Here is a 12,756-nt window from a genome sequence, read left to right on the forward strand (position 1 = left end):
TCCCTAGACCAGGCTGTTGCGTTCGAGGATGACCTTGATCGCGGTGGTTTCCTCTTCGTTCAGCGCGGGCATCGGGATGCTCATAGTGTTGGATTCGATGATGCCCATGATCTGCAGGGCGGTCTTGAAGGCGCCGAGGCCGGCTGCTCCGCCGGAGACGCGTCCGTTGGGGGTGTAGACGATCTCGAAGAGGTCGGCCAGGCGGTCCTGTTCGGCCGCGGCTTTGGCCCAGTCTCCGGCAGCGGCGGCGTCAACAAGGTTGCGGTAGCCGCGTGGGTCGACGTTGCCCAGGCCCGGGACTACGCCCTGTGCACCGCCCAGGAGCGCGCCGTCGACTACTACTTCGTGGCCTGTGAAGATGTCAAAGTTGTTGATCTCCCGTGCTGCGAGCAGAAGTTGGCGGAAGGAGACGTCGTCACCTGAGGAGTCCTTGACGCCGGCGATGACACCGTCGCGGCCCAGGCGGACCAGCAGGTCTGTGGGGAGCTTGAAATGGGTCCGGACGGGAACGTCGTAGGCGAAGATCGGGGTGTCGACGGCGGCGTGGATGTTGCGGAAGTGCGTCTCCGTTTCCGCGGTGTTGCCGATGGCGTAGTACATGGAGGTCACCACGATGGCGTCGGCCCCGAGGTCGATGACGCGTTTGGCCTCCTCGATGACGCGGTTGGTCGTCTGCTCGTTGGCCCCCACGATCAGGGGCACAGCCCCGGCGTTGGCCGCGGCGATGGTGCTGACCACCAGCTCGCGTTCAGCGTTGGTCATGTACGGCACCTCCGCGGAGGAACCCAACACGAAAAGTCCGGACACGCCGCCGTCGAGCAGGTGCTTGATGAGGTTCTGCAAAGAGGCGGTGTCGATGCTGCCGTCTGCGTGGCGGGGAGTGACGACGGGCGGGATGACGCCGGAGTACTGGGAAGACACGGAAAAACTCCAATGGGTGGTTGTAAAGGTGAGTTTGAGGATCTAGGTGTGCAGCAGGCTGGGGGCTGCTCCGAGGAGCTTCTTGGTGTAGTCGTTCCGGGGGTCGTCGAAGACCTGGGCGGCGGGCCCTTCCTCGACAATTTCGCCGAAGTACATCACGCAGATCCGGTCCGAGACATAGCGGACCGTCTGGATATCGTGGGAGATGAACACCATGCCCAGGTTCAGCTGGGTCTTCAGGTCCGAGAGCAGGTTCAGGACCTGCGCCCGGACCGAGACGTCCAGGGCCGATGTTGGTTCATCGGCGACGATGATGTCCGGGTCAAGTGCCAGGGCCCGGGCGATGGCCACGCGCTGGCGCTGGCCGCCTGAAACCTGCGACGGCGTGACTTCGGCCGCGGAGGCAGGCAGGCCCACCAGGGCGAGGAGTTCCTTGACCTTGGCCGCACGGGACGCGGCGTTGCCGATTCCGTGTATTTGGAGGGGGTCGGTGAGGATGTCCTGGATGGTCATGCGCGGGTTCAGTGCTGTTGCGGGGTCCTGGAATACCACCGAGACGGCCCGGCCGAATTCCTTGCGCATGGCCGCGTTCCTTTTGATGGCGGGTTTGCCGTGGAAGAGGACCTGGCCGGATGTTGGCGCCTGCAGGCCAACCAGCACGGAGGCCAGGGTTGATTTGCCGCAACCGGATTCGCCTACGATGCCCACGGTTTCGCCGCGGCTGATAGTGAAGTCCACGCCGTTGACGGCTTTGACGATGTTGGGGCGGAACAGGCCGCCTGTCCTTGCGCGGTGGTGGACTTTGACGTCCTTGAGTTCAATGACGGGTTTGCCGGTGGACAGACTCACTTTGCGTCCTCCTTTCGGTGGCTGGCCCAGTAGTGGTCCGAATCCCCGCCCACGGCGGTGAGGACCAGTTGCTGGTTCGGATCTGCGTCCCGGCGGAGGGAACGTGGTGCGAAGCGGTCACCGGGGGCGAAGTCCTGCGGTGAGGGCACGGTGCCGGGGATCTGGTGCAGGCGGGCTGCGTCGGCTTCGATGGAGAGCACTGCGCCGAGCAGTCCGCGGGTGTATTCGTGCCTGGGGTTTTGCAGCAGCTCGGATGCCTGGGCGGATTCGACAACCTGGCCGGCGTACATCACGGTGATGCGGTGGGCCAGGGAGGCGACCAGGGCCAGGTCGTGGCTGACGAACACCATGGCGAAGCCGAGCTGTTCACGGAGCTCGTTGAGCAGGTCCACCACCTGTTTCTGTACGGTGACGTCCAGGGCGGTGGTCGGCTCATCGGCCACCACGATCTTCGGGGAACGGGAGAGGGCCATGGCAATAAGGACGCGCTGGCGCTGGCCGCCGGAGAGTTCGTGCGGGTAGCTGGCCAAGGTGCGCACCGGGTCAAGCTTGACCATTTCCAGCAACTCGGCAGGGGTCTTGCGGCCGCCGCGGCGGGTCAGCTGGCTCATTTGGTCTTTGATCTTCATGGACGGGTTCAGCGAGCTGAGCGCGTCCTGGTAGACCATGGCGATCTGTTCACCGCGGAGACCTTGGTAGGCCTTGGGATCGCTGTGGCTGGCTTTGGGGTCCAGCAGTTCCTTGCCGTCGAACTTGATGGAGCCGCTGATCCGGGCCGTCTTGGGCAACAGGCCCATCACGGCGAGGGAGGTGATGGATTTGCCGCAACCGGATTCGCCCACCAGGCCCATGGTTTCGCCCTCGCGGACACTGAAGGAGACGTTGTCCACGATGGCTGTGTCACCAAAGCGGCCGGGGAACCGGATGGAAAGGTTTTTGACTTCCAGGACCGTTCGGGCATCGGCGGGAACCTGCGGTAAACGGTCAGTCCGGGTGGCCTCGACGGCGGCCAGCAGTTCCAGTTCGCGATCGAGCAGGAGGTGCGGGTTGGCCGAGGCCACTTTCACGTCCGTAAGTACCGCTGATCTGGTGTAGTTTTCCTCGTCGAGGATTCCCCCTGAAGCGGTACGGACGCCGTCGAGCTCGTGCTCTTCAATAACGGATGGTTGGGCAACAGAGGTGGCGACCTCGGTATCCACGGCAGCAACGGCCGCACCGGCAACAGATGCGCCAGCGCCGTCATCGTCCTGGACCACCGGTGCCTTTCGCAGTTTGGGGTTGACCATGGCGTCGGTGAGGCCTTCGGCGAGGATGTTCAGTGCCAGCACGGTGAGCAGGATGGTGAGGCCGGCGAAGGTGGTGGCCCACCAGCCGCCGGACAGAACCAGGTTCCGGCCGTAGGAGATGACGTTGCCCCAGGAGGGTGCCGGGTCCTGGACACCGGCGCCGAGGAAGGACAGTGAGGCTTCGAGGATGACGGCATCGGCAACCATGACCGTGGCGAACACCAGGACCGGGGCTGCGGTGTTGCGGACGATGTGCTTAGTCAGGATGTAGAAGCGGCCGGCGCCGATGACGCGCTCTGCCCGGACGTAGTCTTCACCGTATTGGGCCAGGACGTTGGCGCGGACCACCCGTGCCAGCTGCGGGGTGTAGATGATGGCAATGGCAATGATGATGGTGGGTAACGAGTTGCCGAAGGCCGCCAGCAGGACGGCCGCCAGCGCGATCCCGGGGAAGGCCATCAGGATGTCCATGATCCTCATGATCAGTTCATTGACGGCTTTGCTCGATGTCGCTGACAGCGAACCCAGGAATGCGCCCACCAGCACGGCCAGACCGACCGCCCCGAGGCCGATCAGGAGGGAGGACTGCGATCCGTAGAGCAGGCGGGAGAAAATATCCCTGCCCAGCCTGTCGGTGCCGAAGAAGTGCTCGGTCCCCGGGGGCGTTGCGGGAATAAACGTTTCGAGCGGGTCGTGTGGTGCCAGGACCGGAGCGAAGATGGCGGCAACGGCGATCACCACGAGGAAGGCGAGGGCCAGACGGGAGCTCCAGGGCAGGGCCTTGAAGCGGAGTCCCGGGGCGCTTAGACGTTCAGCGAGTTTGCTGCGCATGGTCACACGGTCCTGATTCGGGGGTTGATGAGCAGGTAGAGAAGGTCCACGGCGATATTCACCAGGACAAAGGTCACGGAGATGGTCAGGACCACGCCCTGCACCAGGTTGACGTCCAGGTTGGTGATGCCGTTGAGGATCAACTGGCCCATTCCGGGCAGGGCAAAGATCATTTCAATGACGACGGCGCCGCCGAGCAGGTAGCCGATGCGCAGTCCCAGCACGGTCACCGGGGTGACCAGGGCGTTGCGGAGCACGTTCTTGGAGACCACTTCGCGGTAGGGGACGCCGTTGCCGATGGCAGTTCGGACGTAGTCCCGGTCCAGCTCCTCCACCATGGAGGTGCGGACCACCCGGATGAGGGAGGCTGAGACCGGGATGCCAAGGGCAAGGGCGGGCAGCGCCATCGAGTTGAGCCAGCCGCCGAAGCCGGACTCGGGAGTGGCGATGCCTCCCGAGGGGAATAGCGGATTAGAGCCCAGGGCGAACCACTGGATCAGCAGGATGCCCAGCCAGAACGACGGCGTCGCCACCGCGGCGATGGAGAATACACGGACCAGCTGGTCCTGCCACTTGTCCCGGTACAGGGCGCCCATGATGCCAAAGAGCAGGGAGACCACCACGGCGATGATCACGCCCAGGAACGTCAGCTGCAGCGTGAGCGGAAAAGCCGAACCGATCATGCTGGCCACGGACTTCGCAGGGGGAGTGGTGACACCCAGGTCGAACTGCAGGAGCCTGCCGAGGAAGCGGACGTACTGGAGCAGCAGCGGATCGTTCAGGCCGTTGGCCTGGCGGTACTGCTCTTTGGCTTCCTCGCTTGCCCCTTCGCCCAGGGCGCTGCTCGCCTGGTCGCCGGGGGCGGCCTGCAGGACGAGGAACACCAGCAGTGTGATGCCCAGGATCATCAGCGGCAGGGCCGCGAGCCTTCGGCCCAGCAGGCGCAATATGGTGGTCAATGTATTCTCCGGACTGGATTAGGCGGTACGGCCCACACCAACGAAGGAAACTCCGGTGGTGGGCAGGGGCTTGAAGCCGCTGAGCTTCTTTGCATCCCAGGCGCTGGGAAGCTGGCGGTGGAACAGCGGGTACAACGGGACCTCTTCCGAGACCAGGTCCACGATCTCGCCGGTCAGTTTCTTGGCCTCATCCTTGGAGGCCTGGCCGGCCTTGGACATCAGATCCACGAGCTGGGCGCGTTCAGGGGCATCGCCCCAGAAGGCGCGGTTCTTCATCCAGGTGTCACCGGCGTAGAACCAGCTCAGCAGCAGGTCCGCATCGTTGCCGAACACCGACGGGTCGCCCGGCGCGGCGACTACGGTGTAGTCACCCTTGGCAACGCGGTCCGTGTACAGGGCCCCGGACTGCAGGTTCTTCAGGGTCACCTTCACGCCCGGGATCTTGTTCCAGGACTCAAGCATCAGCGGTGCCACGTCCTTGACCCACGCGGTGTCCGTGGTGAGCAGCTCGAACTCGAGGCTGGTCACGCCGGCCTCCTTGAGCAGTTCCTCGGCCTTCTTCGCGTCATAGCCGTAGACGTTCTTGGCCTTGACGTAGTCCGGGTGCCCTTCCTGGAAGTAGGAGCTGGCCGGCTTGGCGTTGCCGAACAGGGCCTTCTTGATAATGGACTCCTTGTCCAGGCCGTAGTGCAGCGCCTGGCGGACCAGCTTGTTGTTGAACGGCGCTGCGGAGCAGTTGAACATCAGGAACAGCAGCCCGAAGGACTGGACAGACTCAACCGTCGCTTTGGACTTCAGGCCTTCCATGTCCAGGTAGGGGACATCCTCGATGGCCTGGACCCGGCCGGACTGCATGGCAGTGACGCGGGCAGCAGCATCGGAGAGGAGCAGCCAGGTCATGCCCTCGGCCAGGGCTGGCATGGGGCCGTTGTAGGCCTCGTTGGCCTCGAAGACGATCTTGTCATCCTTGACGGCAGAAATGAGCTTGTAGGGTCCGGTACCCACCGGCTTGGCGTCAAAGGACTTCAACTGCTCGGAACCTGCGGGGAAGTTGGTGAGCGCCTTGGGAACGACCTTCACCACGGAGATCCGCGGCCCGAAACCGGGGAACGCGTACTTGAGGCTGAACTCGACCGTCTTGGCATCGAGCGCCTTGACGTCCTTGATGAACGGGATGAACTGCGAGAACAGCGACTTGTTGGCCGGATCCATCACGCGGGTAAAGGAGAACACCACGTCTTCAGCGGTCACCGGAGTGCCGTCGTGGAAGACCGCGCCATCGCGGATGGCCACCTGGTAGGTGGTCTCGTTGACCATCTTGGGATCGGCGGCGGCCAGCGCGTTGTACGGCTCACGGGTTGCCGGGTGAAGCTCGATCAGGCCTTCGAAGATGTGCAGGTTTGCTGCCATCGGCGTCGCGCCGGAGGACGAGATCGGGTCGAAACCGGTGGACAGGGCGTAGGAAATGCCGGCCTCGATGGTGAGGTCCTTGTTGATCGGGGAGGTGTTCGAGGTGGCGCCGCTGGTGGTCGCCGCGGGTCCCCCACAGGCGGACAGGGAGCTGGCGAAGGCTGCAGCAAGGCCCATGGCCCCGCCGAGCTTCAGGAAGTTCCGGCGGCTGGCGTCATTGACCAGCGGCAGGTTCTTGATGTTGTTCATATGCCTCACCATTCAGAAGATGTTTATCGGATGTAGGATGTCCTAGCTCGTAATGAAAACTGTAAGTGCCATCACAGCGAGCGTCAAGTGGACTAAAACGCCGGAGGTGGCATGCATCTGCCAAGCACCTCTTCTTCGAATGGAGTTCCAATGTCTTTGATCGTCGGTGCCTATGCCGCGGAGCCAAGTGAACTGCGGGAACAGTTCTACCAAGGCCTTGGAGCCCTTCCCTCGATCAGGGGGTTGGAACTTCCCTACGGTCCCTATGGCGGTGGAGATTGGCCGGAGGGTGCGCCGCGGGGCTGGTCCGCGGTGGTGACCTCTATCCCGGGCACCATGCAGCGGCTAGCTGCGTCGCCAGCGTTCGGCTTGGCCTCCCCGGACACGGCAGGCAGACGGGAAGCCCTCGAATTTACCGCCGGACTCCGGAAATTTGTGGTGCAACTCGAGGATGAGGGGCATGCAGTGGAGGCCGTGGAGCTGCACTCAGCTCCGCATCCCGGGGCGTCCGCGCCGATGTTCAGGGAGTCCCTCAAAGAGGTTTTGGACTGGGACTGGGGTTCCACCAGGGTGCTGGTTGAGCATTGCGACGCGCCCCGGGCCGGCAGCAGGCCGGAAAAAGGGTTCCTCACCTTCGCCGAAGAGGTGGAGACGCTTCAGTCCCTTCATGCGGATGCGGGCCGGCGGGTTGGGCTCGTCGTGAACTGGGCCCGCTCCGTCATCGAAACCCGGAACGCCCGCACCGCTGAAGAGCACATCGCCCAGGCCCGTGCCGCCGGAGTCCTGGCCGGCGTCATGTTCTCGGGGTGTTCACCGGAGGAGACGGAGTTCGGCTACCCCTGGATTGACGCGCACCTCCCGCCGGTGGAGGTGGACGGCGCCCCGGCCACCTCGCTCCTGGACCACGGCCACATGGCGCGCTGCCTCGCCTCCGCCGGCCCCGTGCCGGTGCTCGGTTTCAAGATCGGCCTGCCGCCCACAGGGCTTACAGCCAGCCAAAGGGTGGACCGCCTCAGGCAGATGTGCGCCCTGCTGGAGGGGAATCAACTACGGTGACGCCGCCGTTGGCCATCTCGAACCGGAAGATCCGCGACATCCTCACCAAGGAACCGGTGCACTGCCCCTCCACCGAATAGGCGAGTTCCAGGATGCCCCCACGCTCCACGTCCGCGGCCGTGACCGTGTACGAGGGGGTGAAGTAGAGCGCCTCCCCACCCGGCGGCAGATCGGTGGCGGGAAAAGCCCCTGCCCCTGGCCCGCCGAGCCGGACCTGCGTGACTGTTGTGCCGCCGTCGTTCCTTGCCCTGCCGGTGAACGCCAGGATGTCGCCTGACTTGTAGCCTGGCACGATGGGACCGTAGTTTAGGTCCTGCGCCTCGCGGGTGCCCAAAACCTGGGCCTGTCCGGCTGAGTAGGCCTGGCCGATCTCCTTGGACGCCGGGCCCCAGTCACCACCCTCGGGCGTCATGACATGGAATTCGCACACGTTCTGCCATTCGGACGGCAGGCCCGGCGTGACGGAGCGGAGTTCCATGTCGAACGTGAGGCCGCGCTCCTGCTCTGTGTCTGCCTGTCCGGGTGCTGCGCCAGGCTGTTCCGTCAGCTGCGCCGGCGGAACCGAGGCAAACACGATTTCCCGGTATCCCTGGCGCTCGTACAGGACGCCGATGCTGCCGTCCGGTAATCGGGTGGCTGTGGAGTAGGCGGAACTGCCCGCGCACAGGACCAGCCCGGCGCGCCAGGTCTTGCCGTTGTCGGTGGAGAGGCTGAGGACGGTGTTCCGCCGGAGGGCGGGGTCCTGGTTGTTGGTGGCCAACAGCCACCCGTCCGTGGACGGCGTGGCGAGGCCACTCACCGCCGGCAACCCGTCAAAGCGGGTGAGCGATCCATTGTCACTCGGGTCCGGAAGGTCCTCAACGGGAACCAAAGCGCTCCAGCTCTGGCCGCCGTCGCTCGACGTCGCCGCCAATCGGCGCGGCGTCGCCCGGCTGTGCATAAGCAGGCTCCCGTCGGCCAGGGCCGCCACCTTGTTCTCGTTCGGTGCGGCGCCATGGGTCTCGGCGCCGATGAGCTCCCCGAACCTCCAGCTGTCCCCGTGGTTGTCGCTGTACGCCGAGGCGGCCATGATGGTGCCTCCGCATAGCAGCACGAACTGCTGGACCAGGCGGCCCCGGAACGGGCCGGTGTGGATCTGGATCCCCTGCCCGGCGGCGGCGAACATCCCGGTGATATCCCGTCCTGCAGGCGTGCTGCCCTTCAGCTCCGAGGTGAGGCGCCGGTGTTGCCAGGTCAGGCCGTCGTCATCAGACCAGCTGAGGTCGCAGTGCTGGACGAACTCGTCCTCAGCGTCCATTCCCGTGGTCGATTCGAAGAACCCGGCGCGGGTTCCGGCGGCATGAAACAGGAAAATGCGGCCCGTTTCGGCATCCACCAGCAGGCTGGGATCACCAAAGCCCTCCAGGCCGGTCCCGCGCCGCACCACATCCTGGCCGTCCCAGGTGGCTCCGTTGTCCGTGCTGCGCCTGACCAGCAGGTCGATCGGGCTTGGCAGGTCGTCAAGGTTGGGCCTGCCGTCATACGCGGCAAGGAGAGTCCCCTTCGCGGTGACGGCGAGCGCCGGAATGCGGTATTGCCGGTATCCTCGGCGGCCGCGAGTGGCCAGGACATGCTCAACAGTGGGGCGGGCAGGGGGGAAGCGGGGCGGTAGGTAGGACGTCACATCTAAGTCTAGCTTTCCTGAGTAGTGTGCCCTATGGTCATAGGACGTCGTATGTAGCAAGAATCACAGAGCAGACAGCCGCGACGGCGTCATCACCTCCATTTGAGCCGCATCGCGGCGTCCAGAAGGGCATGGGTTTGCGAATCAGCATCAAGAGAACCAGGAAACAATCAGTGGGGCAGGCCGCGGGTACAGGCGTCCTCGCCCTGGCCCTGCTGGCGGGAAGCGGGCTGCCGGCGCAAGCGGCACCGATCCCGTCCACGAGCCCCACCGCTCCGCCGGGCAGTTTCCAGGAGACCAACCTGGCAGCAGACAGGACCGCCAGCAACTTCTTCTACCGCATCCCCGCCCTGGCATACCTGGGCAATGGCGTGGTCCTCGCCGCGTGGGACGGCAGGCCCGGCAGCGCGGCCGACGCCCCCAACCCCAACTCGATCGTGCAGCGCCGCAGCACCGATGGCGGCCGGACCTGGGGACCCGTGCAGGTCATCGCCGCCGGGCACGTGGCCGATGCCACCGGCCCGAAGTATGGTTACAGCGATCCGTCCTACATCCACGACGCCGAGACCGGGAAGGTCTTCGCCTTCTTCGTCTACTCCAAGGACCAGGGCTTCGGCGGCAGCCAGTTCGGCAATGACGATGCCGACAGGAACGTCATTTCCTCCGCCGTCATTGAATCATCCGACGGCGGGGCCACCTGGAGCGCGCCCCGCCTGATTACCGAGGTAACCAAGCCGGGCACCAGCAAGACCAGTCCCCGGGCAGGTGACGTCCGGTCCAACTTCGCCTCCTCCGGTGAAGGCATCCAGCTCAAATACGGTCCCTACAAGGGTCGCCTGATCCAGCAGTACGCCGGCGATGTCCGCCAGGTCGATGGCACCAACCGCATCCAGGCCTACAGCGTCTACTCCGACGACCACGGCGCCACCTGGCACAAGGGCGCCAACGTGGGCGACCGGATGGACGAGAACAAGACTGTGGAACTCTCCGACGGGCGGGTCCTGCTCAACTCCCGGGACAACGCCAACCAGGGCTACCGGAAGGTGGCGATCTCCACCGACGGCGGCGCCACCTACGGGCCGGTCACACAGGACACCGAACTGCCGGACCCTGCCAATAACGGTTCCATTGCCCGAATGTTCCCCCACGCCCCGCAGGGCTCGGCCGACGCAAAGAAACTGATCTTCACCAACGCCAACTCCAAGACCGCGCGCGAGAACGTCTCAGCCCGGGTGTCCTGCGACGACGGCGCCACCTGGCCGGGCGTGCGCACCATCCGCTCCGGCTTCTCCGCCTATTCCACGGTGACCCGGCTCGACGACGGCCGGTTCGGCGTCCTGTACGAAGGCAACTACACGGACAACATGCCCTTCGCCGCGTTCGACGACGCGTGGCTGAACTACGCCTGCGCGCCGCTGACCGTTCCCGCGGTCACCACCGCACCCGGGGCCACCAAGCGGGTGGAAGTCACCGTCACCAACCAGGAAGCCGCGACGCTGTCCGGCGCCACCGCCACTGTCTACACTCCCAGCGGATGGTCCGCCACCACGGTGCCCGTGCCCGATGTTGCACCCGGCGCCTCCGCCACCGTGAACGTTGACCTCACCGCGCCGGCCACGGCCAGCGGCCCGCAGAACCTCAACGCGGCATTTACGACGGCGGATGGCCGGGTTTCGCAGGCCACCTTCACAGCCACCGTCCCGGTGGCGCCGCAGGTGGGCCTCACCATCACCGGTTCCGTACCCGACCGTGACGTCGCGGCCAGCCCGTACCAGGTTGGCGACGTGCTCAGCTACACCTTCAACGTTAAGAGCACGGCCAACGTCACCGCCAACTCCGTGCCCCTTGCCGGTACTTTCGACACCGGGTTCCTGCCGCCGTCGGCCCCCAACTGCCGGTACAACAACCTGGCCGCCGGCGCCTCCTACACCTGTACCACGGCCAGGCACACGGTGACAACCGAGGACGTGGCGCGCGGCTACTTCCTGCCCCAGGCAACCTTCAGCATCACGGCCAGCGCCACGCCGTCGCTCACCAAGACGGTCTCCTTCACCGGCGCCGCCGTGGCGCTGCGCGACGGCCTGGTCGCCGCCACCATCACGGGCAACCGCAACGACGCCGGCCGGGACCTGGCCGCGCAGCCGTACAGCGCGGGGGAAGCCTTCCCCTACAAGTTCGATGTCACCAACACCAGCCCCCTGTTGGAGAAGTTGGTGCCCACCGTGGGCAACTTCAGCCCCTTTGTGCCGGACGGCCCCGGAAACTGCCGGTACAGCCTCTTGCCCGCTGGCCAGTCCTACACCTGCGCCACGCCCCGGCACACCGTCACAGCCGAGGAAGCAGCACAAGGCTTCTTCGTCCCGGACACCTCCTGGGAGGTCAGCGCCGCGGGCCAGACCACCCGGACCTACGCCGTCAACGGCGGAGAGGTGGACCTGAAGATCCGCGACGCCAGGCTCGAAGGCACCATTTCCGCGGAATGGAAGGACAAAGACGGTGACCGGTACGCCTCCGTGGGCGACATGGTCACCTACACCTACATGCTGGGTAACGCAGGCAACGTAGCCCTGACAGGAATCGCCGCCCCAGACGCAGGCATCAGCGAACCCCTCCTCGCCGCCGGCAGCAGCGTGACCGCCAACCGCGACCACGTGCTCACCGCCGCAGATATCGCCGCGGGGAAGCTGGCACCCGTCAGCTTCGAGGCTGCCGCGGACAACGGCTCAAAGCGAGTCACGGAGTCAGTGACCGGCGCCGGCATCCAGCTCGATCTCCAGCCCGCGCAGCCCGACACCGTGCCAGCCCTGACGGTGCAGGACTTCGACGAAAAGACCCCGCCGTCCGATCTGGGGACATTGGACGAGTACCGGAACGGCCAGAAGGTGGTCCTCAAGGGACTCGATTACGGGCAGTGGTACTACGTCTACCTCAACAAACACAGCTACCGGCTCGGCTGGATCTTTCCCACCACCGACAACACGGTGGAATTCATCCTGCCCGCCGACGTCCAGAACGGCCGCGATGACATCGTGGTCCTGAACAAGGACGGCGAGCAGGTCTCTTTCGACCGCCTACAGGTCACGCCCAAGGGATAACGCCAGCGATTACGAAAAACCTGTGGAACGGCCAGCAGAAGACGCCGGCCGTTCCACAGAACAGGCACTCCTCCAAGGGCTCCTCTCAAGCATGGATTCGGCTCCGTCGGGTCGAGCGAAAGCTTGTGGAAGGACATGGGGCGGGGCGTCCGTGGTGTTGGGCAGGGCGAGGGCCTACATCCACTTGCGCCCCTGCCTCGTGTTCCAGCAGGTTTGTACCGGGGGTCCCGTCCCTCGAGGATGCCAGAAAGGGGTGTGGACAATGTCCACACTTTCCGTCTCGGACGGGGCTGTAGAGCCTTCGGACTGCCCAGGATTCCGTATGTTCTCGCGCCTTCCCTGTGCCTTCAGGGCCTGGAATCGCGTTCTAGTCCCACCTCGGGCACGGTGTTTCCGCAGGTCAGGGTGTTTTTAAGCCTCTGACCCTGTGACAGTCC

The 12,756-nt window shown here is 65.1% G+C and carries 8 protein-coding genes; 2 read left to right on the forward strand and 6 right to left on the reverse strand.

Annotated features, from left to right (window positions below):
• Window positions 1-3: 3 nt before the first annotated feature.
• From AC5RVY_RS09590 to AC5RVY_RS09610, 5 genes are read right to left on the reverse strand one after another with little or no spacing between them, the layout of a single operon-like run.
• Entirely contained in the window at window positions 4-921 is a 918-nt protein-coding gene (locus AC5RVY_RS09590; protein WP_493954478.1) for a dihydrodipicolinate synthase family protein, read from the reverse strand.
• 42 nt (window positions 922-963) lie between these two features.
• Window positions 964-1,770: an ATP-binding cassette domain-containing protein gene (locus tag AC5RVY_RS09595; protein WP_493954479.1), complete on the reverse strand. Its 807-nt coding sequence runs from the start codon at window positions 1,768-1,770 to the stop codon at window positions 964-966.
• Window positions 1,767-3,887 (reverse strand): dipeptide/oligopeptide/nickel ABC transporter permease/ATP-binding protein, encoded by a 2,121-nt coding sequence (locus tag AC5RVY_RS09600; protein ID WP_493954480.1) that lies wholly within the window; start codon window positions 3,885-3,887, stop codon window positions 1,767-1,769. Before AC5RVY_RS09600 ends, AC5RVY_RS09595 begins: the two co-directional genes overlap by 4 nt.
• Window positions 3,888-3,889: 2 nt before the next feature.
• Window positions 3,890-4,846, reverse strand: a complete 957-nt coding sequence (locus AC5RVY_RS09605; RefSeq protein ID WP_493954481.1) for an ABC transporter permease — start codon at window positions 4,844-4,846, stop codon at window positions 3,890-3,892.
• An 18-nt stretch (window positions 4,847-4,864) separates the two neighbouring features.
• Window positions 4,865-6,517, reverse strand: a complete 1,653-nt coding sequence (locus tag AC5RVY_RS09610) for an ABC transporter substrate-binding protein (RefSeq protein WP_493954482.1) — start codon at window positions 6,515-6,517, stop codon at window positions 4,865-4,867.
• 138 nt (window positions 6,518-6,655) lie between these two features.
• Here AC5RVY_RS09610 and AC5RVY_RS09615 point away from each other — a divergent pair, with 138 nt between their 5' ends.
• Window positions 6,656-7,561: a DUF4862 family protein gene (locus AC5RVY_RS09615; protein ID WP_493954483.1), complete on the forward strand. Its 906-nt coding sequence runs from the start codon at window positions 6,656-6,658 to the stop codon at window positions 7,559-7,561.
• Here AC5RVY_RS09615 and AC5RVY_RS09620 read toward each other — a convergent pair.
• Window positions 7,518-9,224, reverse strand: coding sequence for a sialidase family protein (locus AC5RVY_RS09620; RefSeq protein ID WP_493954484.1), 1,707 nt, complete (start codon window positions 9,222-9,224; stop codon window positions 7,518-7,520). The two genes, AC5RVY_RS09615 and AC5RVY_RS09620, sit on opposite strands and share 44 nt — an antisense overlap.
• Before the next feature lie 173 nt (window positions 9,225-9,397).
• On the opposite strand from AC5RVY_RS09620, the gene AC5RVY_RS09625 reads away from it, so the two are divergent.
• Entirely contained in the window at window positions 9,398-12,319 is a 2,922-nt protein-coding gene (locus AC5RVY_RS09625; protein ID WP_493954485.1) for an exo-alpha-sialidase, read from the forward strand.
• Window positions 12,320-12,756 lie beyond the last annotated feature (437 nt).

It is taken from the genome of Arthrobacter sp. Ha26, from assembly GCF_059091705.1.